The 25,380-nt window shown below is 40.1% G+C and carries 21 protein-coding genes and 1 pseudogene; 2 read left to right on the top strand and 20 right to left on the bottom strand.

The features are described 5' to 3' along the window. Positions 1-13: 13 nt before the first annotated feature. From N1I80_RS21995 to N1I80_RS21975, 5 genes are all read right to left on the bottom strand, one after another. Positions 14-1,588, bottom strand: coding sequence for a histidine kinase N-terminal 7TM domain-containing diguanylate cyclase (locus N1I80_RS21995; RefSeq protein WP_340739922.1), 1,575 nt, complete (start codon positions 1,586-1,588; stop codon positions 14-16). 137 nt (positions 1,589-1,725) lie between these two features. After that, positions 1,726-3,258, bottom strand: coding sequence for a malate:quinone oxidoreductase (locus tag N1I80_RS21990; RefSeq protein ID WP_340739921.1), 1,533 nt, complete (start codon positions 3,256-3,258; stop codon positions 1,726-1,728). A 432-nt stretch (positions 3,259-3,690) separates the two neighbouring features. After that, a complete protein-coding gene (locus N1I80_RS21985) occupies positions 3,691-4,740 on the bottom strand; it encodes a Fe(3+) ABC transporter substrate-binding protein (RefSeq protein WP_445683717.1) in 1,050 nt (349 codons plus the stop codon). After that, complete coding sequence (locus tag N1I80_RS21980; RefSeq protein ID WP_340739919.1) at positions 4,736-6,190, bottom strand: HAMP domain-containing sensor histidine kinase; 1,455 nt, start codon at positions 6,188-6,190, stop codon at positions 4,736-4,738. Before N1I80_RS21980 ends, N1I80_RS21985 begins: the two co-directional genes overlap by 5 nt. Next, positions 6,187-6,858, bottom strand: a complete 672-nt coding sequence (locus N1I80_RS21975) for a response regulator transcription factor (RefSeq protein ID WP_340739918.1) — start codon at positions 6,856-6,858, stop codon at positions 6,187-6,189. Before N1I80_RS21975 ends, N1I80_RS21980 begins: the two co-directional genes overlap by 4 nt. Before the next feature lie 338 nt (positions 6,859-7,196). Between N1I80_RS21975 and mntA the strand changes: the two genes are divergently transcribed. Both mntA and hepT read left to right on the top strand, forming a co-directional pair. Beyond that, positions 7,197-7,619: a type VII toxin-antitoxin system MntA family adenylyltransferase antitoxin gene (gene mntA, locus N1I80_RS21970; RefSeq protein WP_340739917.1), complete on the top strand. Its 423-nt coding sequence runs from the start codon at positions 7,197-7,199 to the stop codon at positions 7,617-7,619. Next, positions 7,612-8,020: pseudogene (gene hepT / locus N1I80_RS21965) on the top strand (type VII toxin-antitoxin system HepT family RNase toxin). The gene mntA and the pseudogene hepT overlap by 8 nt, the downstream one beginning before the upstream one ends. A gap of 1,373 nt (positions 8,021-9,393) precedes the next feature. Here hepT and N1I80_RS21960 read toward each other — a convergent pair. The 15 genes from N1I80_RS21960 to rpsR form a co-directional block, all read right to left on the bottom strand. Next, complete coding sequence (locus tag N1I80_RS21960) at positions 9,394-10,131, bottom strand: class I SAM-dependent methyltransferase (RefSeq protein WP_340739916.1); 738 nt, start codon at positions 10,129-10,131, stop codon at positions 9,394-9,396. A gap of 313 nt (positions 10,132-10,444) precedes the next feature. Then, positions 10,445-10,924: a 23S rRNA (pseudouridine(1915)-N(3))-methyltransferase RlmH gene (gene rlmH, locus N1I80_RS21955; RefSeq protein ID WP_340739915.1), complete on the bottom strand. Its 480-nt coding sequence runs from the start codon at positions 10,922-10,924 to the stop codon at positions 10,445-10,447. A gap of 90 nt (positions 10,925-11,014) precedes the next feature. Next, the gene (locus N1I80_RS21950; RefSeq protein WP_340740118.1) at positions 11,015-11,179 is read right to left on the bottom strand and encodes a CxxH/CxxC protein; all 165 of its coding nucleotides are present in this window, start codon (positions 11,177-11,179) and stop codon (positions 11,015-11,017) included. 168 nt (positions 11,180-11,347) lie between these two features. Continuing rightward, positions 11,348-12,583 carry a S1C family serine protease gene (locus tag N1I80_RS21945; protein WP_340739914.1) on the bottom strand — a complete coding sequence of 412 codons (1,236 nt, stop codon included), beginning with the start codon at positions 12,581-12,583 and terminating at the stop codon, positions 11,348-11,350. 95 nt (positions 12,584-12,678) lie between these two features. Continuing rightward, on the bottom strand, positions 12,679-13,467 hold the full coding sequence (locus N1I80_RS21940) for an MBL fold metallo-hydrolase (RefSeq protein WP_340739913.1): 789 nt from the start codon (positions 13,465-13,467) through the stop codon (positions 12,679-12,681). Positions 13,468-13,479: 12 nt separating this feature from the next. Further along, positions 13,480-14,289: a two-component system regulatory protein YycI gene (locus tag N1I80_RS21935; RefSeq protein WP_340739912.1), complete on the bottom strand. Its 810-nt coding sequence runs from the start codon at positions 14,287-14,289 to the stop codon at positions 13,480-13,482. Next, positions 14,276-15,607, bottom strand: a complete 1,332-nt coding sequence (locus N1I80_RS21930) for a YycH family regulatory protein (protein WP_340739911.1) — start codon at positions 15,605-15,607, stop codon at positions 14,276-14,278. Before N1I80_RS21930 ends, N1I80_RS21935 begins: the two co-directional genes overlap by 14 nt. Continuing rightward, positions 15,598-17,427 (bottom strand): cell wall metabolism sensor histidine kinase WalK, encoded by a 1,830-nt coding sequence (gene walK / locus N1I80_RS21925; protein WP_340739910.1) that lies wholly within the window; start codon positions 17,425-17,427, stop codon positions 15,598-15,600. Before walK ends, N1I80_RS21930 begins: the two co-directional genes overlap by 10 nt. Positions 17,428-17,432: 5 nt before the next feature. Beyond that, positions 17,433-18,143 (bottom strand): response regulator YycF, encoded by a 711-nt coding sequence (gene yycF / locus N1I80_RS21920; RefSeq protein ID WP_340739909.1) that lies wholly within the window; start codon positions 18,141-18,143, stop codon positions 17,433-17,435. Positions 18,144-18,326: 183 nt separating this feature from the next. Next, the gene (locus N1I80_RS21915; protein ID WP_340739908.1) at positions 18,327-19,799 is read right to left on the bottom strand and encodes a peptidoglycan DD-metalloendopeptidase family protein; all 1,473 of its coding nucleotides are present in this window, start codon (positions 19,797-19,799) and stop codon (positions 18,327-18,329) included. A gap of 367 nt (positions 19,800-20,166) precedes the next feature. Next, positions 20,167-21,522, bottom strand: coding sequence for a replicative DNA helicase (gene dnaB / locus N1I80_RS21910; RefSeq protein ID WP_340739907.1), 1,356 nt, complete (start codon positions 21,520-21,522; stop codon positions 20,167-20,169). 19 nt (positions 21,523-21,541) lie between these two features. Next, positions 21,542-21,988, bottom strand: a complete 447-nt coding sequence (rplI, locus tag N1I80_RS21905; protein ID WP_340739906.1) for a 50S ribosomal protein L9 — start codon at positions 21,986-21,988, stop codon at positions 21,542-21,544. Continuing rightward, positions 21,988-23,961, bottom strand: coding sequence for a DHH family phosphoesterase (locus N1I80_RS21900; RefSeq protein ID WP_340739905.1), 1,974 nt, complete (start codon positions 23,959-23,961; stop codon positions 21,988-21,990). The genes rplI and N1I80_RS21900 overlap by 1 nt, the downstream gene beginning before the upstream one ends. 12 nt (positions 23,962-23,973) lie before the next feature. Then, the gene (locus tag N1I80_RS21895; RefSeq protein ID WP_340739904.1) at positions 23,974-24,912 is read right to left on the bottom strand and encodes a YybS family protein; all 939 of its coding nucleotides are present in this window, start codon (positions 24,910-24,912) and stop codon (positions 23,974-23,976) included. Positions 24,913-25,116: 204 nt separating this feature from the next. Next, entirely contained in the window at positions 25,117-25,353 is a 237-nt protein-coding gene (rpsR, locus tag N1I80_RS21890) for a 30S ribosomal protein S18 (protein ID WP_340739903.1), read from the bottom strand. Between the last annotated feature and the right edge of the window lie 27 nt (positions 25,354-25,380).

Here is a 25,380-nt window from a genome sequence, read left to right as displayed (position 1 = left end):
TTTCCCTAATGAACTAATTATAAAGCACTTTTTGTGTCTCTGTATAGACACATACCCGGTTACGTCCTTCTCGTTTTGCGGCATATAAAGCTATATCAGCTTTATTCAAAAGCTGATGTAGTGTTTCCTCTGTCTCCTGTGTTGCCTCAGCCACTCCACTACTTAACGTAACGGAAATAGCTCCTTCAGCAGTAATGAGGGGCTGTGCTTCTACATGCCTCCGCAGCTGATTAGCCAACGCTTCACCCTCAAGTGCCGTACTTCCATTAAGTGCGAGAACGAATTCCTCACCGCCATATCGAGCAAATAGGATGCCTTCTTCCAATTGCGTTTGGCAAACTTTCACTACATGCCTAAGCATTTGATCACCAACATCATGACCATAAGTATCATTCACTTTTTTAAAAAAATCAATATCGATTAAAATAACGGTTAATGGTGATGAGGTCTTCTTTGCCGCGGCAAAGTCTTGCTCAGTTTGCTGAAAAAATGCCCGACGATTTAAGATTTGTGTCAGCTCATCATAATAAGCTTGCTGCTCCAATTTCACTTGCAGCCTTTTTAACTCTGTAATATCAGTAAAAATAAGTAATAGACCTTTACGATCATGAGTATGTTGCAATAAAGACGTTCGAACCTGATAGATACGCTTCGAATCATCGACATCTACTTGCATTTCCCAAATGAATGCAGCAGTCTCGAATTCAGAAGGAAATGAGTCTCCCACTAGTGCAAACCAAACCTTATCAAAATCCATGCCAAACATCGATTTATGTAACCCGGGAAACATTCTTACACACACCTGGTTATACTCAATTAACCGATAAGATTCATCCAACACAATCACACCATCATTAATACTATTAAATATCGTGTCTTTAGCAACTGGCATAATCATAAACATACGTGATGAGTTAATAGACCATAAATATAACAGCGAAGAAAGCCATAAAACCATAGGCACTGGATCGATGCCTGGAGGTGTAAATCCGATTAAATAAAGAAAAGCTGTTAGCATAGGAAGTAGTTGGCTACACATCAACGCAAATAATTGCAGACGATAAACCTTAGCTGTTTCTCTCCAACGAGAAAGTACTAGTAAAAAAGCTACGAACATGCAGGAAAATATGAAAGCACCATAAATCATATACCACATGCCAATCTCCTGATGAACGTAGGGAGCCCCCAAAATCGGATCAATTTCAAACACTCTATAATAAAAATGATGCCAATCATTCGTAGCAACCATTACTAAACTAACAATGGGAATTATAAAAAGAGCCACATACCTTTTTTTCGTTAGTTTAATTCCCAAATACTTCATTATAAATAACAGCCCAAGAGGTGGAGCAAATGGTAAGCCAATATATAGAATAACTGTCCAAAACTTAATTTGCTCCAGTGTCATAGCCATTAGTCCAAGAGCAGATGCAAAACAATAAATCGTGATGGACGAAGTATACAGAATAAAAATATTAGCTATATTAGTATAGTTATGACGCCTGACAAATACATACAAGCATAAATATAAATTAAGTATCCCTGATGTAACAACAAGCGTAATATAAGCCGTCAATTGTGAAGTCATAATTTGACACCTCTTTTTGGATAGCTTTTTCACTTCAGTGTAGCATATATAAAATAGTTGTGAATATTTATTTAACAAGTTACAAAAAGCAAGCATAGAAAGCTGAATGTCAGCCATCTATGCTTGCTTTTATTTACTTACACTTCTTCTACTTCTATCTCCACTGAACTACTAGACTCGGGTAAATCTTCACTCAAACCAAGTACCTTCGCCGTTGAAGCATGAACTTCTCGTAACAACTCGGGGTTGTCCATGAGTGACAGACCATAAGAAGGTACCATTTCCTTCAGTTTCGGTTCCCACTCTGTCATATGTTGTGGGAAGCATTTTTTAATGACTTCAAACATAACGTGAACGGCAGTCGAAGCCCCTGGAGAAGCACCCAGTAACGCTGCAACAGAACCATCTTCGGCAGTGACTACTTCCGTACCAAATTGAAGCGTTCCTTTACCGCCCGCCTCCGTGTCTTTAATTACTTGCACACGTTGACCAGCTACCACAAAATCCCACTCGTCGATTTTAGCATTCGGGATAAACTCCCGTAGCTCTTTCATACGCTGTTCCTTTGATAACATCACCTGCTGGATTAAGTACTTTGTCAATGACATTTCCTTTGCACCAGCTGCTAACATCGTCAAGACATTATTCGGTTTGACAGAAGTGATTAAATCGAGCATGGAGCCCGTTTTCAAAAATTTCGGTGAGAAGCCGGCAAATGGTCCGAATAGCAATGATTTTTTATTGTCGATAAACCGTGTATCCAAATGCGGAACAGACATTGGTGGAGCACCAACCGCGGCTTTTCCATATACTTTTGCATGATGCTTCTCCACAACTTCAGGATTATTACACACCATAAATATCCCACTCACTGGGAATCCGCCGATATGTTTACTTTCAGGAATACCGGTTTTTTGCAGTAAATGTAGACTTCCACCTCCGCCTCCAATAAAGACGAATTTCGCAGTATGTTTTTCTACAGCACCACTATCGACATTCTTCACTTTCACTTCCCACGAACCGTCATCCGTACGTTTTATACCATCCACACTATGCTTGTAATTCATATCAACATTTTTAGTCTTTAGGTGATCAAATAACATACGCGTTAAAGCACCAAAGTTAACATCTGTTCCAGAATCGATTTTGGTTGCCGCTATCGCTTCATTCGCTGGACGACCTTGCATAATAAGTGGAATCCATTCCATCAGCTTTTCCGGGTCTTTGGAAAACTCCATCCCCTCAAATAAAGGGTTGTTTGACATTGCTTCAAAACGTTTCTTTAAAAACGTTATATTTTCTTCCCCTTGTACCATACTCATATGAGGCAATGACATGATAAAGTCCTGTGGATTATGTATCAGCTGACGGTTTACAAGATACGACCAAAACTGCATGGAAACCTGAAACTGTTCATTTATGTTTATCGCTTTGCTAATATCTACAGATCCATCTGGTTTTTCACTAGTATAGTTAAGCTCACACAGTGCCGCATGCCCCGTTCCCGCATTGTTCCATTCGTTAGAGCTTTCTTCGCCTGCGCCTGCAAGCTTCTCAAACACTTTAATGTTCCATTCCGGTACCAATTCTTTCAGCATTGTCCCTAAAGTTGCACTCATGATTCCGGCACCAATTAAGATAACGTCTGTTTTCTTTTCGCTGTTGCTCATTTTTATCATCCTTATACTCTAAGATTTGCAGAAAGGATATAGGGGCTCCTGATTAGGCGTCACATATCTTCTGTCTCAATTATAACAATCACAAAATGTAATACAATTCTCTTCAGATGATTCCTATTATATAGTAGTTATCATCTATTTGAAAGATGGTAAAAGGAAGCAATCACGCTCACAGGAGTTCATATGACAGCCGAACGAAAGCCATAACCCTTGTGACAAGTAGGGTTATGGCTTCGTTTAGTTAAATTGTTATTTAGATATAGAGGTAACTTTACATAAATTCTTCTGGTATTGGTTACATTAATTTTTTGCAATTTTTTGAACGGCTTCTTGTTGATTAGCATGGAGTAAATGATTCGAAGCATTCGATGTACCACCGCAATGAGTGCTTTTTTCTTGCCCAATCGAGCAGCGACTCCTGATTTATTTCCAGCCTACCCGTTCAAATATCTCTGTTGCCTGCTTATGAAAATGACCGAGACTGGCAATATCAACCGGTTGCTGCTTGAAATTCCCCCAGTTTTTTAGCATTTCAGGCATATCAGCTTCATCATTCACTGGAAACTCGTAACTGCCTTGCGTAAGCAAAGTTTGTCCCTCGCGGCTCGTTAAGAATTCCGCGAGCTTAAGTGCATGATCCTTATTTGGAGAATACTTGGCCAATCCAATTCCACTAATATTCATATGAGCCCCCGTCGTCTGCTGATTCGGAAAAAAGACACCCAGCTTCTCCGCAATCTCCCTCTCCTCTGGATCAAGGGAAGCCGACATTTGACCAATATAATACGTATTCATAATTGCAACATCCCCAATCTTCGCCGCAATCGCCATAGCTTGGGCCCTATCTCCCCCTTCCGGCTCACGGGAAAGATTCCGAACAATACCTTCAGCCCACTTCTCCGCTTCCACTTCTCCGGATAGCTCAATAAACGAGGCCAGCAAAGACTGATTGTATAAGCTGGATGCAGACCGTATCAGCACCCTTCCTTTCCATTGCTCACTTGTCAAATCTTCATAGGTAGACAGCTCGTCCGGGTCTACACGATCTTTAGCATACACAATCACTCTGGAACGGGTAGCGATTCCCGCCCAATAGTTATCTGGGTCGCGCCACTCCGCAGGAACGTTCCGCAGAAGAGTTTCCGATGTCATTGGTTGAAGCACCCCACTTTGCTTCGCGAAATTAAGGACACCTCCGTCAACAGCAAGGAACAGATCTGCAGACGATGCTTTCCCTTCTCGCTGTATTCGTTCTACAAGTTCCTCTGCTGTGCCCTTAACTTCATTAACCTGAATGCCCGTTCGTTTTGTAAATTCCCGAAAAACTTCGTTGTCTATTTGATAATGCCTTGCTGTGAACACATTAACGACTTGTTGCTTATTTTCTGAGCTCTTTCCCCGATTCATTTCATAAAGTAAAAAAGTAGTTAGAAATAAGATCAAAGAAACCACCAGCAGGAATCTCCTCTTAATCCGCTGTTTCATTGAATTCAACCTCCAGCTTATTATTGTGAAGACGACTCGATAATGAAATGGTCACAGCCGTTCCTGCCCCTTCCTTACTTTGGATAGTCATATAACCGTTGTAGCGATCGACTAGCCGCTTGGCGATTGCCAAACCAAGACCTGTTCCCCCCAACTTCCGACTTCGCATCTTTTCTACCCGATAGAAACGGTCCATTACATATGGTAAATCCTTTTCAGGAATGCCTATTCCACAATCTGTAACTACAAAAACCGCCTCATCTTTATGTACAGAACCTGTAACATGTATAGAGGAGCCGGCTGCAGAGTATTTCACTGCATTATCCAATAAAATCAACATCAGTTGCTCCAAATGCCTTTCAGAAATTAATACCTCCTGATTATTGAAGCCTGAAAAAGCAGTTTCAAATGTAAATTGGGGATGAAGTTGCTCACATTGTCCAATGATATGGAGCATCGTCCGATCTGCTCGCGACGTAACTTCATCAGGAGCATTTCTATCCTGCTCCATTCTTGTGAGAGTGAGTAAATCCTGAACGAGTGATTTTAGCCGCGTTAGCTCATAGTAGGAAATGTTTAAAGATTCTTCTAAAACTTTAGGATCATCCTTGCCCCAACGAAGTAAAAGGGACATATGCCCGTCCATAATAGCAATGGGCGTTCTCAATTCATGCGAAGCATCCTCTACGAATTGGCTTTGCCGAGCGTAAGAAATCTCAACTTGATCCATCATGTCGTTAAAAATTCTCATCAGGGTAGTGATTTCATCTTCTTTGTCATGGACTATCATTCGCTCCTGTAATCCTTTGCGTTTGACATTCTTCATCGTCTTGGCCATTGACTGAAGGGGCTTTAGTAATTGCCACGCGAGCAATCCACCGCCTAAACCACTTAGGACGACAGCCCCAATTCCCGAAAGAACGAACACACGAAATAAAGCTTCCGTCATCTTCTGGAATCGATTCATATTTTTTATGATTTCAATTGTTCCATTAAAGGTATGGATTGTAATCGGGCTCCTCAATACAAGTAAGGAATGTCCCGCCTCCTCAACAATAACGATTTCGGTCTTCGTCTTTTGTACTGGGGCAATCCACTCTTCAGGAATCCCTTCTGATACTGCGATTACCTTATTCCCTTGCTGATCGATGATACGAATCAGCTGGTTGTTCTGGTTTCTCTTATTTAAATAACTGCGAATTTTTGGCAACTCGGCTTGAGTAAATCTAGCTTCTCTTTCCAAAATCTCATTCAAAATATCGTTCATCTGTTGTTCTACCTGCTTTTTCTCCTGACCAATCATCCATTTCTCGACAAATATATATTGCACGGAATTATAGGCGATGAACAATACAAAAATAAGGCAAGCCGACCATAAGGTTAGCATCCATTTAATTGGTATCCGTGAAAATTTGTTCTTAAAAGTATAACTTTTCATGTTTTCATCATATAACCAATGCCACGTATGGTTTGGATATAGCTTGATGTTCCCGGTTCGTCGATTTTGTTACGCAAATACCGAATATATACATCCACTACATTCGTATCAACCACGGCATCAAAGCCCCATACTTTATCAAGGAGCATCTCTCTACTCATTACGCGATTAACATTTTCCATGAGCGCTGCCAACAGATCAAATTCGCGCTTGGTTAACCCAATCTCTTCCTGCTCTCTTTTGACAACTCTCAAGTCTGCACTGAGAGACAAATCTTGAAATGTCAGAATGGATTGAGACAATTCAGCAGCTTCTCTCCGAAAAATAACCCTCATACGCGCCTTTAACTCTTCAATAGAAAAGGGCTTGGGCACATAATCGTCTGCACCACAATCTAGACCAGCTACCCGATCTTTAACGCTGTCTCTAGCTGTTAACATAATGACGGGCGTTTTTCTAGCTAGACGAATCTGCCGACAAACTTCTATCCCATCCATCTTCGGTAGCATCAGATCCAACAAGATAATATCCCACTCTGCAGAAAGTGCAAGCTGTAGCCCCGTCACTCCGTCATATGCCAATACCACATCATTCCCCTCACGTCGCAGCTCCATCTCGACGAAGCGCGAAAGATGTCGTTCATCTTCTATAAATAATATCCGCTTCATTCCATTTGATTCCTCTCATTACCAGCTTTTCTTCTTACTTAATTACAAACTTCATGTAACTAATTATACCGTTAATGAGAATCATTTTCAATTAGATTAAGAATTATAATCCTATCCATAAACGTCAATCGACGGAGGTATTTATAGCGACCCTACTGATTTTTAAAAATGATAGATTTGCTAAAAAAGAGCATGAGGTATGAACAAGGAAATATAGTCATTCCAATTTTCCTAGCCACTCCTTATTAACAATAATCTCCACTCTCTGTTTCACCATTATTTATGGTAGAGTTCTCCGTAACAAGTATAAGTGCGGTTTTGCTTATAAGCTTTATAATATGAGAAAGGAAGGTGATAAGCATGCTATACAAAAGAAGTTAGTTGATAAAATCAATCTAGAGACAAGCCCAGCCTTCATCATTCTGTTTGGTTCATTCGCTAAAAGCACGACACCTGATAAAAGTGATATCGACCTTGCTTATTTCAGTGATAGGCAGCTATCATCTTATGAACGTTTTATGCTTGCTTCCGAGCTTGCAGCAATTGCCGGTCGAGAAGTAGATTTAGTCGACATTAAACAAATCGATACAGTATTTACAATACAAATTTTTGAGCAAGGTAACCCGATTTATATACATGACAAGAACGAATTTACACGCCAAAAAATGCGTGCTTATAGCATGTATGCTACGTTAAGCGAGCAACGTGCTGCAATTATTGATGCAATTAAAGAAAGAGGGAGTGTATTCGGCAATGGATGATGTTATTTTAAATAAAACGATGACAATTGAACGTTGTATTAAACATATTCACGAAGTGTACGAGGGCAATCCTGCAAACTTAACGGACTTCACGAAACAGGATAGTATCATTTTAAATATTCAACGCGATTATGAGGCGAGCATTGATTTAGCGATGCATATTGTCAGCGAACGTAAGATTGGCGTACCAAAAGCAAGTCGTGAAGCATTTAAATTGCTACTAGACGCTGGATTAATTGAAAATAGCTTAGCAAAAACAGTGATGAATATGGTCGGATTCCGGAATATTGCTGTACATGACCTGCCAAACGTTAGGGCTTGATATCTTAGAGGCAATTTTAGAAAAGCATATCGATGATTTTAAAGATTTTACGAAGGTAATTTTACAGTTGGAGAAGTAATAGATGCCTTTAGTACATGAGTTTGGCATTATTAATGATATAAATTTATATAGTAGCTATTCTCCCAAACTGAATAATAGTATTCAAGTATACGACGAGATCGTCCAAATGTTGGTTTCACCTATCATGGAATTACACTTATTCGACCTGAATCATTATCATTGTTTTTAGATACTATATTATCAAATAAAGTCACGTCTATTGATTAACCATTTACTTGCATAATATATCGGTGAAAAAGGCTTTGAAACCACTTTTTCACTAGACTATTTCCGGTTCGCTTTCGGCGAAATAGTCAAGACATAATGACCAAGAAGGAATTGCAGTTCATTCCTCCCCAGGAGCAAGGATGGCTAGAAACGACTTCGTCCTTTCTAGCCATCCTTTTTCGGTCATCTTGTTATGAATAGTTGCCTGTCGCGTACCTACAACGTTCAAGTGAAAAATGCAGTTGCTTGGAAAGAAAAGAATAGATGACTTTTTCTATAGGGAGTAAGTGCCCGAAGATGCAATTTCGGACACTCTTGTACGTTGTATAAGGTACTCCCACTTTACTTTCAGCAAGTTTTATAAGAATGTAACACTTCCTAAAATAACAGTGGGAAGGACCATGGTAAAAACTTCAGCCAATCGAACAGCGTAGGGTTCGATTGACCTTAATTTCTGCGTTCTTTGCAGAAATTAAGGCATCTATCCAACTACTCTCGACGCTTCGCCTTTGTTCGCAAAGGCCGTTCTTCGTGGCGGCTTTTATCCAAGTAAAAAGCCAGCTATTCTTTCTTCCCTAAAAGCATTAGCGCTTTGTGTATAAGTGTTTTTGGAGAGCGATGGATGAACAAACACCATACGATTACCGGAAAAATGTATAGGGATGCGGCGAAGTCGCATCCCTATACATAAAACATAGCCCGGTAATGGTATAAAAGTCATTCAATCCACAGCGAACCAAAAGAACTGTACACAGCACGCATAGTGTTTGATTAAGTTATTTTTTGGTTAATCAACAGGCGTGAAATAAAGTCATAAAAAATTTTGAAGTAATCTCTTTGTTATGTGAAAAATTCAACAAGCTATGGAACAAAAGAGGTATATTATTCATTACAGCACCTAAAATAAAACCACCTAAAATGCTGTCAATTCAACATTTCAAGTGGTTCTTTTCATAAACCGTACTTACTTATGGTACGGTTCTCCGTGAATGGTCTAAGTGCGATTTTAACAGCAAGATCGCACTTAGATAAAGGTTTATTACTGATTCTATTTCTAGTGCAACTAACTCTATAAAATTACTTTCATCTTCTGTCGTATGTGTTGTATCTATTACTTAGTGCTATAAATCCATACTAAAAACAGCTTTTTGATTGGAACCTTACTTATATTTTTTTGGCTCTTACAATTAAAAATGATGGGCGTCGAAATTCTTTATGAAGACTCGGTAACTTTTGCACTGCTTCATTAGTTGGCGTTGGCTCAATAATCTTTTCGATTTGTAAACCATTTTCAATAAGAGTATTTAAGATTGTAGACACCGTTCGATGATACATCATGACATTATCAACTAACCAATTTTGTGTGCGTAAACCCTCATCTTGATAATGGTCAACTGCAAAATGAAGTAGCTTCTCTTCTTGGTCCGCAACCCATCCTATGTCTCCCTTATTTGCCGTTACAATTGGATGCTCTATAGAAAACAGCAGCATACCTCCATCACATAATATCGAACTAATTTTTTTTATAAGTAATTGAAAATCGGCGATATAGTGAAAAACCAGTGAACTACTAACAAAATCAATTAAGCCATTAGGTGCATTCATATCCTCAAGTGCAATTTTTTTAAATGATAGATTTTCATGAATATGTCGCTTTTTTGCAGTCGTAATCATATTAGAGGAAATATCAATTCCTGTTACATGTTTCGCGCCTTGGTGAATACAATATGCTGCAAAATCTCCCATGCCACAGCCAATATCCAATACTACTTTATCTTTTAAATTTGGAATTTGCATTAAAAAGTTTGGCTGTTCAAGTAGATTATTATAATTATTTTCTCGGGCTCTTATTGCTTCATATTGTTGAAAAAATTTATTGTCATCGTATATATTCTGTTTCATTTTTTCCCTCTATTCATCATAACGTTATGAAATATTTGCGCAATTTAATTATCACATAGCACTAAAAATTTAAATAGACTTATAATTAAATTTTTGTTAGGATGTAGATAGAGGCATGCCTACTTTTATTAATTCCATGAAAAAATATATTAAAAGGCGAAAATCATTTAGATTTTCGCCTTTATTTTTCCAATCATTCAAATGATAGATGCCTCGCCTCATAGTACCTAACCATTCTGTGCACATGCATAAGTAGCATAGCCTCGATCTTTTATAGATTGCGGGAGTATCTATATTCTTCAGAAAACCGCCTTTACTTATGGTACGGTTCCCCCTTCATAATCCTAAAAGCCCGATACACCTGCTCTAGCAATATCAATTTCATCATCTGATGTGGAAAAGTCATTTTCGAGAACGACAACAACTCATCCGCCCGTTTCAACACACTATCATGCAATCCCAGTGATCCACCAATAATAAACACGACTTTGCTCCGCCCATACGTCATCAGTGATTCAATACCCGCTGATAACTCCTCTGAAGTTTTCATTTTTCCCTCAATTGCCAACCCAATCACATACGCATCCGCCCCGACCTTTGCCAAGATCCGGTCCGCTTCCTTTTTCTTCACAATTTCCATATCCCCATCGCTTAATGATTCCGGTGCTTTTTCATCTGCTACTTCGACCAAATCAATTTTTGCATAAGCACCGAGTCGTTTTGAAAACTCCTCAATGCCCATTTTCAAATACTTTTCTTTTAGTTTTCCAACAGTCACAATTGTAATATTCACAGGTTATCCACCTTTACATTCTATTTACAAACAAACTATCCACAAGACTTATACACATATCCACAAGGGTTATCTACATCTTGTGCCCGACTATTCGTTCGCCACAAGATATAATGCCGCCTCTTCACAATAGGTACAGTTTGTGGATAACTTTTCTTCATCAGACAACGCTTTCATAATCGGAAACTTTTCTTGCTCCGCTACAAAAACGTCAAGTGCGTGATTTATATGGGTTTCACAGCTATAAATCTTCATTTTCATCCCTACTTTCTTCTTTTTCATTGTTCACAAAGTTATTCACAAATATTTAGATTTATCCACAAAGAGCGAAAACATTAAAAAAACAGGTAGAATAGCCATCAGCTAGCTATTCTACCCACTGTGGATAAGATTTTATTGTAATCTGTGTGTAATAGTAAAGGCTTAGAACGAGTTACCATCTTTCAAAACCATTTCAACCTCAAGCAACTGGCCTTCTCTGTACACTTTCATTGTCATCGTATCGCCGACCTGCTTCGCATTATACAGATGTTTGCGCAAGCTGACCATATCCTCAATTTTTTCACCATCCATTTCAACAATGACATCATACTTCTGAACCCCTGCCTCTTGCGCTGGTGAATTGAAGATGACATCTGTAATAACAACCCCATCCGTCACATCCCCTGGTAAAGCTAATAATCCCCTTTGCTGTTGTTCAGGTATACTTCTGAGGTCAATGAGCGAAACACCCATTGTCGGTCGATTCACAGTGCCAGTCGTCTCAAGATGATCAATAATAGGCATCGCGAGGTTAATAGGAATAGCTAGACCAATTCCCTCAACCGTTGCTTCCGATATTTTCATCGAATTAATACCAATGAGCTGGCCTGCCATATTGATGAGTGCCCCACCAGAGTTCCCTGGATTGATAGCTGCATCTGTTTGCAATACATCCGCATACCAATCAATCGTTCCATTCTTATCAAAATCAATCGGGATGGAACGGTCTTTACCGGAGACAACCCCCATCGTGACTGAGCCTGAGAAGCCTAGACCTAATGGATTTCCAATCGCAATAACCGTTTCTCCACGCTTTAACACATCTGAATCGCCAAACGTAGCCACAGTCTTGACATTTGCAGCATCAATTTCGATAACCGCGAGGTCTGTCCACATATCTGTACCAACTAACTTGCCGGCTGTCTTTGTCCCATCATCAAATGTAATTTCAAGCTCTTGTGCACTCTCTACAACATGATGATTTGTGACAATATACGCTTTACCATCCTGCTTCTTATAAATAACACCTGAGCCTGTGCCGGCTTCCTTTGACGTTTCCGTTGTTGACCAGAAATCACGGACAGTCTGTAAATTCGTCACACCGACAACTGAATCGATGACCTCATCAATAATTTCAGTCAAGTCCGTCGTCACTTCAACAGAAATTTGTTCCGTTTGCTTCACATTTGTATTTGGCACAACTTGTACTTCCTCCGGAGCACTTGATAAATTCGTCATGAGCAACCAAACACCAAGGCCGCCAATAACAGCTCCAAACAAACTCGGGAAAAAACTTGCTTTTCGCTTCGATGGTGGAGCAGGTGGCTTATACTCCGACCTCACTTCATATTGCGGTTTGGGCTCTTCCTGATCAGAAGACCGATTAAATTCATCCATACACCTCTCCCTTTCACATTATCCTATAGTTAACTCTACCCCATTTTACCCTTTTAACAACAAAAAACCTCACCCACACAGGCAAGGTCTTCATTCTATACTGTCACAAGCTCCGTCGGCTGATCAGCATCCGTATCATACAAATGGACATACTCACCTGTCCGAATACCACACGTCTCCAACGTCTGTGAAACACTCATCCTTGCAAGGTCCTTCATATTATTATCTTTACTTAAATGCGATAAATAAATACGTGTATCTTTCTGTTCAACGACCTCACTCATGGCAACCGCCGCATCTTCATTCGACACATGCCCAACGTCACTAAGAATTCTACGTTTCACTGACCACGGATACCGTCCCATTTGTAACATACTAACATCATGATTACTTTCAAACACAAATGAATCTGCCCCTCGGATAAACCCCTTCATGCGATCACTGACATAGCCTGTATCCGTAATCACAACAAGCTTACGTCCATTTTCATGAAAAATATAAAACATCGGATCAGCCGCATCATGCGAAACGCCAAATGATTGCACATCAAGTGAACCAAACGACTTCACCGTTTCCATATCGAATTGAAAACGCTGATCCAAAGGGATATTACCAACAAGGCCATCCATCGCTTGCCAAGTCTTTTCGTTCGCATAAATTGGAATACCGTACTTCCTTGCAACAACACCAATGCCTTTAATATGGTCACTATGCTCATGCGTTACAAAAATACCGTCTACCTGCTTCATCGAACGATCAATACCGGCTACTAAACTATCCATCTTCTTGGCACTAAAACCTGCATCGACAAGAAAAGTATGTTCATCATTCTCTATATAGATCGCATTGCCGCTACTACCGCTTGCGAGCACACTAAAACGCATTGCAAAAACCTCTCATTCATCATCATCGTCCACTGTTTCTTGGAACTTTATTATCTTACCTTCTACTGCATGGATGAAATAATCTTCCAGTGCACCGTCCTTCAATTCTACACGAACATGCCATGTCGGAGCAAACACTTGTGTTTCCGTTAACTGAACAAGTGTTGAGTACCCAAGCTTCATACTTTTCACTTTCGAGTCCTGGTTCAAATGACCACGCGAAGACAATGAGCCAAGTGCTTCGATAGGGGAAAGAAGGTCTTTTTTATGATTAAAATTAACAAATTCCCCAAACATACGCTGCTCGTAACTCGTCACTTTCCCTTCCTCATTCCAGTGAATGACTAACATCGCATCCGGGCTAAAATAGATTGGATGACCATCTACCTTCTGAAAAAACAACGCCCATTGTTCCTCCTCATTCACTTCCCAAAATACATATTCCATCCCATTCAGTACATATTTTAATAGAAACTCGGGAAAATCATAGTCCCCCTTGCTATTTCGCACACTGACTGGGGTATCCATTTCAGCCTGTAAATAGGTACCATTCACAACATCTACCGTTTGGTTCTCTAAACTTTTCGTCTGTTCTTTTGTGAATGTCACGATTTTAGCAGAAACATAAGAAGAGTCTTTTGTCGCCAATGGTAGCTCAGTAAACGTAATATTGTCTAGTCCAAGTGAATCCTCAATCGATGTTTTCCCTAGCACTTGTACATTTTGCGTTTCCATCACTCGGTCTACGTAAAGCGAGTAAAGAAACACGTTCAATATAGAAAACACAACAATAAAAATCGTTTTTGTCTTATTCCAATCCAATGACTCCACCTCCCAATAGCTCAGGTGAAACACGAATCCATTTGCCCTTCGTTAAATAAAACCAAGATGGTTCCATGATGAATAGCCTACGTTCTATATCATGTCTCATAAAATAGCCCAGTGTGAGTTCATCTACCTCATTAAAATCCAATGCTTCTGAGTTTTTAAGCATCTCGGCAATTTCAACACCTGGCTGTAAAAGCTCGATGTCTGTTTCAGGAAACGGTAAGTCAAGTGTATAGTAAGGTCTAGTATAGCTAAATATTCGATTGTTCCCCCATACTTGCAGCATTTCAGTAGGAGTTATATCACCATATACGGGTAGTCCATGTAAAAACAATTGGAATTTTACATAGCGGGATTTTGGGTTCATACTCGTGTATCTAAACTCATCTGTCCAACCACCATGCTCATTGACAAAGTCCAATGTATTCGACAATAACTCCGAAGGAATAGCAGGCTCCTGACTTTCCGCAGCCGGCACAACATATTTCAACATCTTCTTTTCTGTGTCAATATTCATCAATGCATGATCGTCTTGGTATTCCTCTTTGTTCAATCCAGACTGACTTCGTCGAACAGCATTTGGATCGCTGAACAGTGCATCGCGAAAACGAGATGGGCTAATCTCCCTTTGAGAGTACATGTTACGAATTGTTTCAACTGGCTCTGCCGATACCGCAATAAATGGCGAGTTATCCGAGTTAACATCTGCGTACTGTCCAAGACCTCTCCCCCATGTCAAAATAGAACGGTGAAAGCTTTGATTATCATCAACCTTTACCTTTGCACTATACAGGACATGATTTGCTCTGCTAACAAAGTTAATCTTCATTGAAACACCTGCCGGATTCCAATCGACAACAAGTCGGTCAAAAGAAGTTTCAGGTACATCCATTTTCACCCCTTCAATATTCAACACAGTACTATAAACGGGTAAAGGTACTTCACCATGAAAATACAATGTAAACTGATTTGGCTTCCTCATAAGCTCATCCAATTTCTCTTCATCAAAATTATTATCCATAAGGGTAAGTTCTGATATTCTCCATCTTTTCAATTCATTCATAACATAATCGATATCAGTTGGATTGAGTGTTCCAGTTAGTTGTTCTTTATAATTAAAAATGATTTTATAAGGTTTAATAATCTCAGCAATTTCTACACTTTTTGCAATGGAAATATCGACAGTCGGCAAATCCTCAGTCGTTTCGTAAAGAGGAGTATACGTCCAAATTGAAAACGTAAATACGATACTTAAAGTGACGAGTAAAAGTAGAACGACCGATTTGACTGTTTCAATGTATTTCAATCCCACTCACCGTCCTCTTGAAGTTCAAACGGTAATGTGAAGAAAATGGTCGTTCCTCTTCCTTCTTCACTTTCCGCCCAGATGTCACCCCCGTGTGCAATTACCATCTCGCGTGCAATCGCAAGACCTAAGCCCGTTCCGCCCATCGCACGTGACCTTGCACGATCCGCCCGATAAAACCTATCAAAAATGCGTTTAACATTCGCCTGAGGTATTCCCATTCCATCATCCGAAATCATCACTTTAATAAAGTGATCAGACATCGTTACGCCAAAACGAATATCGCCACCATCTGGTGAATACTTCAGCGCATTAGAAATAATATTGTCGATAACTTGAGTCATCTTATCTGCGTCAATTTCAACAAACAAATCGGCTGATGGTAGAAGTCGCTTAAAATCACCCTCATGTATTTTTGAAAATTCAAAGCGATCGATAATCGAATTGAAAAAATGATTGAATTCCACCCACTCACTATTCAAATCATAATTCCTACTATCCATTCGAGATAACTTCAACAAATCATTAACGAGTCGAATCATGCGCTCTGTTTCTGTTTGCGTGACATGCAGGAAGGATGGAGCAATCTCCTCATTCTTCCATGCCCCTTCAGCCAACGCCTCCAAATAACTACGCATCGTCGTTAGTGGTGTACGCAATTCGTGAGATACATTTGATACGAACTCGCGCCTCTCCATATCAATCTTTTCTTGTTCTGTATTGTCATGAAGGACAACGATAAGACCATTTACAAAGCCTGTCTCTCTTTGCGTAATGGAAAAGTTTGCTCGTAAAATATAAGGCTGCTGTTCTGTACTGAAATCCAATGCAATCGAATCCTTTATTTGAATCAAATCCTCAAATGCATACTCCTGTTCAAGGCCAAGTATGCTAGAAATCGGTCGATTTAAGACGATATCCCTTGTCATCTTGAGCATGACAAGGGCTGCGTCATTAATAAGACTGACACGACCTTTTCGGTCAGTTGCAATGACACCATCTGTCATATTTTCTAGTACAGAGGCTAGCTTTCGGCGTTCACTTTCCGTCGTAGACTGAGACTCCTGCAGTTGATTGGTTAAATGGTTAAAAGCAATCGCCAGCTGTCCCAATTCATCATTTCCATAGACATGTACCTTTCGCGAAAAGTTCCCTTTGGCCATCGCCTGCGCTTGCCGTCGCATATCCGATATCGGTCTCGTCATCGTCTGTGCTATGAAAATACCGATGATAATGGTAATCGACAATGACACAGCAGTCCCTACTGCTAGAATTTCATTAATCTCATCAATTTGTTTAAAGACTTTTTCTATATTTGATTCAAGATAGAGTGTCCCGATTACTTCGCTTCCGACCATTATCGGCTTAGCACGCACCCATATGCGATTTCTCGTTTTTTGGTCGAGCCGAATACTTTCTTGCACTAACTCTGATGTGATTGATTTTTTCACAAGATCGTCTGTTGAACGCAGTCCTACCATCGATTGATTATCCAAGACGGAGCTTGCAAGAATGCCGTACCGCGAATTGATAACTCTAATTTCATTAATATCTTCCGATGTAGATGTAAAGCCCAAAAGGACAGTCCGGAGACCCTGCTCGGGTGTCGGATCGTCCATAGATCTTTCTTTCATCATTTCCTCACGTATACTGAATTCGACTATATTCATCCGATCTTCAATCGAGGTTGTAAAATTTGTTTTTAACGTTAGCTCAAGTTTACTCGCGAAGTAAATTCCGATGATTTGCATCGCAAGTAAAATAAGCATCACATAGATGAGTACAAATTTAACGTGAATGGAGCGAAAAAAGCCAACTTTCTGCATCACGATTACTCCTGTTCCGGATCCCGTAAATAATAGCCCACGCCGCGCCTCGTCACAATCCACGCCGGGTGACTTGGTGTATCTTCAATCTTTTCCCGTAAACGACGAATCGTCACATCGACAGTTCGTACATCTCCAAAATAATCATAGCCCCATACCGTTTGCAGAAGGTGTTCACGCGTCATCACTTGCCCAATATGCTTCGCAAGATAGTGAAGCAGTTCAAATTCGCGATGCGTCAATTCAATTGTCTCATCCCTTTTCTGCACGAGATAAGCATCTGGCTGAATAATTAAATGACCAACCGTAATATTATTTGTGGTCTCTTCCAGCTCTTCTGAAACCGATTTCATATGCCGACGTAAATTTGCTTTTACCCGCGCAATGAGTTCGCGCGTGCCGAAAGGCTTTGTCACATAATCATCGGCGCCAAGCTCCAAGCCAAGCACCTTATCAATCTCTGAATCCTTCGCTGTCAACATAATAATTGGGAAATCATACTTTTTACGAATCTCTCGGCATACTTCCATGCCATCTCTTTTAGGTAGCATAATATCGAGAAGCATAAGGTCTGGCTTTACTTCCTCCACTTTTTCAAGTGCCTCTTCTCCATCATAGGCACAGAAAACTGTGAACCCTTCTTTTTTCAAATTAAATTCAAGGATATCTGCAATTGGTTTTTCATCATCTACAATTAAAATTGTTTTATTTTGCATATTATCTCTCCTTTTATGCACTTTTTAGTATCGCAATTCATTTCCTTTTACTCTATCATTATTCCCATCGATTCGCACGCTCTACTTTGGCGTTCATACTAAGCATTTCCCGGGAAATAATTCATGCGATGTTTCGAATACAAAGAGACGGTACAACTTTATGTACCGTCTCTCGTTACCTATTTATCTTAATACACTCATAGGATCGACATTCGCGCCATTTTTTATGACTTCAAAATGGAGATGAACGCCCGTAGAGCGGCCTGTAGAACCCATAATGCCAATTGCTGTTCCTTGTGGGACAGTTTGACCTACACTAACATCAATCGATGACAGATGAGCATAAAGTGTTTCATAGCCATTATTATGTGTGATTACAATTCGATTCCCATAAGTATCATGCCAGCCTACTGTCGTAACGACTCCATTATCAGCTGCTTTGATTGTACGTGCTGTTGGTCTTGCGATATCTATTCCCTGGTGAACTCTTCCCCAACGCGTTCCCATCTGACTAGAAACATATCCCCCAACAGTAGGCCAGATAAATGTACCCGTCCCCCTTGAAGGCATTACTTTTGTTCCGACAACTGTTACCTCATCGATTTCTTCGACAAGAATTTGTTCATCGATGACAGAACTTCCTAAAGTTTCGCCGTTACGTTTACGAATAAGTCTCGTAACGTCTTTCTCTCCATCCTTACCTTCTTGCGTAATTTTCTTTTCACCTTTATAAACAGAACTATCTTCCTCAGTCAGCTTTTTGTATTGAATGACTTCTCTTTGCCTTGTTTCATAGTGAACCTCTACTTCGACGTATGGTTCAACAACTGTAACATTGAGTTCATCCTCAAGTTGAAGGACCGTGTCTACCGTAAAATTTGGATTGAGTTCTAGTAGCTTAGCCGTTGTTATATTGTGAGCAGCGGCAATCGTTCCGAGAACATCTCCCGACTTAACTGTATATTTCTTTTTTTCTAATGTGCCTTTATTAAGTAAAGTTACTGCTTCTTCTATATTTCTTACTTCAGTTGGAAGCGTTTTACCGGCCTCTGCCTGTATATCACTGCTCATAACAATATTTGCAATTCGTGTTTCATTGTCTTGTAGAGCGGGTATAGATTCAGAAGACTTTGTGCGGGCTTCGAATTCGTTAAGCTCCTTCTCTGTAACCGATTGTAATTTTAGTTCACGAATCACTTCATCATATGTCGCCATATCATTGACGTAGAATGCCAGTTCTCCATCAATTGTAAGAGCGATTGCTTCCGCTTCTACGGACAGCATGTCATGAAGTTTTTCAAGAACAATCTCATCGTCTACTCCCACCGTGAATACTCGTTCCGGAATGACGGACAAGTCTGTGCCTATTGTGAGCGGGAGATTCTCAAATTCGGAGGCCGCCTTTTGTAGTTCTTCTTCCTTCAATTGCTCGAGCTTTGCTTCATCAGATAAGACGCCTACATATTCTCCATCTGAATAAATATGAAATATGGTCAAAAGACCTGTATGCTCATCTGTGTTTGCAAAACCAGTATTCATGCTAAGCCCTGCTAACATCAATGTACTAATAATAATTTTGGGAACTATTCTAAAAGGACGTTTAAACATAGATGATGCGCTTTCTGTTTCGTCCTGCTTATCTTTCGTGAATAACATGTATAAAACTCCTTCCGTATTTCAACTGGAAGACCGATATAGGTCATTATTTGCACTGCATAATTTACACGCTCCTCTAACTTAACATATTATCCCCAGTACTTATAGTGTTGTAGTCCATTGTAACGAGATTGTATAATAACATCCAATTATATCCCATATTTCCGGTATAATTCTCACATAATTTCTTAGAAGTTTCTTTTCTAACATATTATTCGTCTATTACTTCCCTATTTATACATTTATCTACCTTTTTCTCTGTCTTTTTTGTCATAATACCGATTTTCATTCATCTATAGTTTTCATTTATCTATAAAAAAAAAGCATCTTGGTCTCCGGTTATTACCGGTTTCGCAAGATGTCTTTTTTAATAGGCAGCAGCTGATTCGTGCTGACTCCAATCAATGTTAACGAATTTATTATACTCCTTGGCAAATGCAAGTGAGACTGTCCCGGTTGGACCATTCCGTTGTTTAGCAATGATGATTTCAATGATATTCTGATTTTCTGTTTCTTTATCATAATAGTCTTCACGGTACAGGAAAGAAACAATGTCCGCATCCTGCTCAATACTCCCTGATTCACGAAGGTCGGACATCATTGGACGCTTGTCCTGTCTCTGTTCCACACCACGAGAAAGCTGGGAAAGTGCAATGACAGGCACTTTCAATTCTCTTGCAAGCCCCTTTAATGAACGGGAGATTTCAGATACTTCCTGTTGCCTATTTTCCCCAGCACGACCACTACCAGAAATCAGTTGTAAGTAATCGATGATAATCATACCTAGTCCGTGTTCTTGCTGCAAACGGCGACATTTTGAGCGAATTTCATTGACACGGATACCAGAAGAATCATCGATGAAAATACCAGCATTCGACAGGCTTCCCATAGCCATCGTCAGTTTGCGCCAATCTTCCGCCTCTAGCGCCCCTGTCCGCATCACTTGCGCATCAATATTCCCCTCTGCACAAAGCATCCGCATGACTAGCTGTTCTGCTCCCATCTCCAAACTGAAAATAGCCACATTCTCATCTGTTTTTGTAGCTACATTTTGTGCCACATTCAATGCAAACGCCGTCTTACCAACAGAAGGCCGTGCCGCCAGAATAATCAAATCATTACGCTGAAAACCAGCCGTCATCTTATCTAGATCAGTGAAGCCCGTCGGAATCCCCGTGACATCACCCTGACGCGTATGGAGAAGCTCGATATTATCATACGTTTCAACAAGCACATCTTTAATATGACGGAAATCACCGGCATTTTTACGATTGGACACTTCCATCATCTTTTTTTCGGCTTCAGATAGAAGGGCTTCTACTTCATCTTCACGTGCATAGCCATCTTCGACAATTGACGTTGCTACTCGGATTAGGCGCCGTAGAAGGGCTTTCTCTTCCACAATGCGAGCGTAGTGCACGATGTTTGCTGCTGTCGGAACTGAGTTAGCGATTTCCATTAAATACGAAATTCCACCGACATCCTCCAACTCTTTTTTAGCCGAAAGTTCTTCCGTGACAGTCACAACGTCAATCGCTTGGCCTTTATCACTTAGGTTAATCATTGTTTCAAAGATTTTTGTATGTGCCATCCGGTAGAAATCTTCCGGCATAAGAAGCTCCGCCGCTGTAATGAGCGCTTGCGGTTCAAGGAAAATTGCTCCAATGACTGATTGCTCCGCTTCATTATTATGGGGTGGGATGCGATCGATCATCTGGTCCATCTTCCCATCTTCCTCCTTATCATTCTTCCGTTACATGTACTTTAAGTGTTGCTGTTACATCCACATGAATTCTAATCGGAACATTTGTGAAGCCAAGTGCGCGTATTGCATCTGGTAGCTCCATTTTACGTCGATCTACTTTAATGCCTTCACTTTTCTGTAGTGCATCTGCAATTTGCTTTGTCGTAATGGAACCGAATAGTCGGCCACCTTCACCAGACTTGGCTTTCATTTCAACAGTAATCTTTTCAATCTGTTCTTTTAGTACTTTTGCTTCTGCCAGTTCCTCAGCAGCATCTTTTTCAACTCGTTTTTGTTGACCTTCTAATTTGCTTAAGTTCCCTGGTGTTGCTTCAATTGCCATGTTATTTTTTAATAGGAAGTTTTGTGCATAGCCAACGGATACTTCTTTCACTTCACCTTTTTTACCTTTACCTTTAACGTCTTGCAAAAAGATTACTCTCATTATGAATTTCCCCTCTCCATTTTCATCTGTATGATGGACTTCAGCATTTCCTCAGCCTCTTCAACCGATTCAACTTCAAGCTGACAAGCAGCGTTTGTCAAATGGCCGCCACCGCCAAGTTCCTCCATGATAAGTTGGACGTTCAATTCACCGAGTGAACGTGCACTTATTCCTATTTTACCATCTGCACGGCTTGCAATGACAAATGATGCTACAATCCCTTGCATCGTCAGCAAAATATCAGCAGTTTGAGCAATCAAAACCGTACCATAGACAACTTGGTCCTGCCCTTTCGCAATGGCAATTCCTTCGTCAGACAACTCAACTGTCTCAATTAGTTTTGCACGCTCAATATACGTATCAATGTCTTCTTTTAACAAGTTTTGAACGAGGATTGTATCTGCACTATTTGTCCGTAAATATGATGCTGCTTCAAATGTTCGTGCCCCCGTACGTAACGTAAAACTCTTCGTATCAACAATAATACCTGCAAGTAACGCCGTCGATTCAAGCATTGTTAGTTTTTCATGTTTCGGCTGATATTCGATCAATTCTGTAATGAGCTCAGCAGTAGAAGATGCATAAGGCTCCATATAGACTAGCATTGTATTATTGATGAATTCCTCTCCACGTCTATGGTGGTCGATGACGACAACCTTTTCCGCCTTGTCAAGAATGCGTTCATCTATAACTAGGCTTGGCTTATGTGTATCAACGATGATAACGAGCGACTTCTCCGTCATCATTGGTAGTGCATCTTCTGGATTAATAAACTGATTGAACAAATCCGTATCGCGCTCAATTTCATCCATCAGTCGCGTCACACTACCATCCAGCTCATTAAAATTAACGATGACAAAGCCTTCAATATTATTCATGCGCGCCATTTTTCGAACACCGATTGCTGCACCAATCGCATCCATATCCGGCATTTTATGCCCCATGATAAATACTTTATCACTACCTTGGATCAAGTCACGTAAGGCATGAGAGATAACCCTAGCCCGGACCCGCGTTCTTTTTTCAACAGGATTCGTTTTACCGCCATAAAACTTCAGCTTGCCATCGGTTCGCTTAATGGCTACTTGATCACCACCACGCCCTAGAACAAGATCTAAACTCGACTGTGCAAGCTCCCCTAGTTCAATGAGAGAAGGTGATCCTGTCCCAACACCAATGCTTAGTGTCATTGCTGTACTTTGTTTGGCTGTTGTTTCACGAATACTATCCAAAATCGAAAACTTTGTTTTTTCTAGACTGGCTAATATTTCTTCATTAAAAACAGCAAGGAATCTATCAGATGATATCCTCTTCACAAAAATACCATTTTCCGTCCCCCAACTATTAATGAGTGACGTCACCAGTGAATTAAGTTGACTTCTCGTCTGATCATCCATTGCTTGTGCAAGCTCATCATAATTATCGACGAGAATATTAGCGAGAACTGTACGATCTGCATAATAAAGTGATTCCATCTCTAATTGTCCAGTAATATCAAACAAATAGATGAGTCGCTCTTCTACTTTGTAAAAGACATTATATGAGCGTGTTCCGACCGTCAAGACGGAGTGTTCCGGATTGTCACTCTTCACAATGGCATTAAATTGCTTGGATAAATCAACCAGCTCTTTTCCAATAGGAGATTCAGTATCAAATATCTTTGCAATATAAGGATTCGCCCACTCAATCACATTTTTTTCATTGATCAGGAGAATACCAATCGGTAATTCAAGGAGTGCCTCCTCCCCGACTTTCTTCATCCTATATGACAATGTCTCGATATGTTTTTCCGTTTCAACATATGTCTGTTCTTCTATCTTCCACGCAACTCCAACTGCTATCATAAAAAGAATTGCAAAAAGAAGTCCTAGCCAAGACTGGGATAATAGAAGGAGTACCGCTGCCATTATACCAAGGACCGACAATGCCGCCAACGGATAACGGATTGCCCTTTTTCTAAAAAACGACGTCATTGCCCCATCCCCTTATTTCAGCTTGTCTTTTCCAATCCAGGCACGTATATTCATCCCTGTATCCAATATGCCTAGCATTGTTGTAATTGGACTTAATAGTAATGCAAAGATAGTTGCAATGCCCGTCATTACTTTCGGTGCCTTCATTACATAAATAAAATGATGAACAAATGAAATCCCTTGTAGTAAAAATAAAAATCTTAAAATCACTGTTGCATTAATCGAAATTAGATAAAAGTTTGTTCCTGGCTCTGCTGGTGTAAAGAGCGACCATAGAAGCAAAATTCCATAAACAATTACTGTCGCTACCGGCAATTTCATCTCACGGAAAGGTGGGAACTTTGGAACTTTATTGCCTAATTGGCTAGCAGCTCCAAGATTCAGGGTAATAAAGATGAACGCCAGAACAAATATGCTGATGATGAACAAAGACGGGATAACTGTTTGATAAAATTCAATTTGTGAATCGATCAGCTTATCGTAATTATCAGGAAGTCCACCAAGTGTGCCCATAAACGACGTCATCTGCTCACGTGCTTCATCCATTGTTGTAAAGAATTCATCGATGACGTTAAAATTAAAGGCGAAGACAGCTATTACATATATAATAGTACCCGTAATAAGCAAGGTAAGTCCCGTTGCCATTAGTGTATATAACTTAGTCTTACCGATACTAACAGTTTCTCCTATAACGATACCAAGTAACCCAAGGACAAACGCAAATGGGACGAGTATAACTCCTCCAACTAGTGATGACAAGATAATACCTGTCGTAGTGACTAGAAGGGATGATGCACGGTCATAGCGTAATCTGTACAAAATAATCGGCAAAGGGATAAAAAACATTATAATACTCCCAAGAAGTGGCACGTATAGTGAAACGGCAAGTAAGATTGCAAACAGTGCAATCATCATAGCTCCGTACGTAATCTTTCTAGCGTTATCTTGCATAATTTAGATTCCTCCGGTCTTTCGTTGGACAACTTGTTTTATCTACCTATTACCTGCTAATTCCTATCAATGGATAGTCCTTTAATTGTATCATGATTATTGTATTTAAACCAAAACGGAACATATGTACTTCCTATATTTGAATAAAAAGACCGCCCTGGTACCGGTTATTCCGGTCTGACAAGGCGGTCTATATGAATGAAATTATCTTTCTTCCGAACTGAATGGAAGAAGTGCCATGATACGTGAGCGTTTGATTGCAAGTGTCAGTTTACGCTGATACTTCGCGCTTGTACCTGTTACACGACGAGGCAAGATTTTCCCACGCTCAGAAACGAATTTCTTAAGCAGATCAGTATCTTTATAGTCGATGTGTGTAATGTTGTTTGATGTAAAATAACAAACCTTACGGCGTCTTTTACCTCCACGACGTGGTGCCATATGCTTTCCCTCCTTCTCCGGCTTTCA

It is taken from the genome of Sporosarcina sp. FSL K6-3457, assembly GCF_038007285.1.
Taxonomy (GTDB): Bacteria; Bacillota; Bacilli; order Bacillales_A; family Planococcaceae; genus Sporosarcina.
This window is presented reverse-complemented; position numbering and strand designations above follow the sequence as displayed.

Coding starts and splice junctions, on each gene's coding strand:
- N1I80_RS21950 (WP_340740118.1), bottom strand. CDS start 11,179: ATGAAGATTTATAGCTGTGAAACCCATATAAATCACGCACTTGACGTT.
- N1I80_RS21895 (WP_340739904.1), bottom strand. CDS start 24,912: ATGCAAGATAACGCTAGAAAGATTACGTACGGAGCTATGATGATTGCA.
- N1I80_RS21940 (WP_340739913.1), bottom strand. CDS start 13,467: ATGCGTTTTAGTGTGCTCGCAAGCGGTAGTAGCGGCAATGCGATCTAT.
- walK (WP_340739910.1), bottom strand. CDS start 17,427: ATGCAGAAAGTTGGCTTTTTTCGCTCCATTCACGTTAAATTTGTACTC.
- yycF (WP_340739909.1), bottom strand. CDS start 18,143: ATGCAAAATAAAACAATTTTAATTGTAGATGATGAAAAACCAATTGCA.
- N1I80_RS21990 (WP_340739921.1), bottom strand. CDS start 3,258: ATGAGCAACAGCGAAAAGAAAACAGACGTTATCTTAATTGGTGCCGGA.
- N1I80_RS21915 (WP_340739908.1), bottom strand. CDS start 19,799: ATGTTATTCACGAAAGATAAGCAGGACGAAACAGAAAGCGCATCATCT.
- dnaB (WP_340739907.1), bottom strand. CDS start 21,522: ATGGACCAGATGATCGATCGCATCCCACCCCATAATAATGAAGCGGAG.
- rpsR (WP_340739903.1), bottom strand. CDS start 25,353: ATGGCACCACGTCGTGGAGGTAAAAGACGCCGTAAGGTTTGTTATTTT.
- N1I80_RS21980 (WP_340739919.1), bottom strand. CDS start 6,190: ATGAAAAGTTATACTTTTAAGAACAAATTTTCACGGATACCAATTAAA.
- N1I80_RS21960 (WP_340739916.1), bottom strand. CDS start 10,131: ATGAAACAGAATATATACGATGACAATAAATTTTTTCAACAATATGAA.
- N1I80_RS21995 (WP_340739922.1), bottom strand. CDS start 1,588: ATGACTTCACAATTGACGGCTTATATTACGCTTGTTGTTACATCAGGG.
- N1I80_RS21900 (WP_340739905.1), bottom strand. CDS start 23,961: ATGACGTCGTTTTTTAGAAAAAGGGCAATCCGTTATCCGTTGGCGGCA.
- mntA (WP_340739917.1), top strand. CDS start 7,197: ATGAGAAAGGAAGGTGATAAGCATGCTATACAAAAGAAGTTAGTTGAT.
- rplI (WP_340739906.1), bottom strand. CDS start 21,988: ATGAGAGTAATCTTTTTGCAAGACGTTAAAGGTAAAGGTAAAAAAGGT.
- N1I80_RS21975 (WP_340739918.1), bottom strand. CDS start 6,858: ATGAAGCGGATATTATTTATAGAAGATGAACGACATCTTTCGCGCTTC.
- N1I80_RS21945 (WP_340739914.1), bottom strand. CDS start 12,583: ATGGATGAATTTAATCGGTCTTCTGATCAGGAAGAGCCCAAACCGCAA.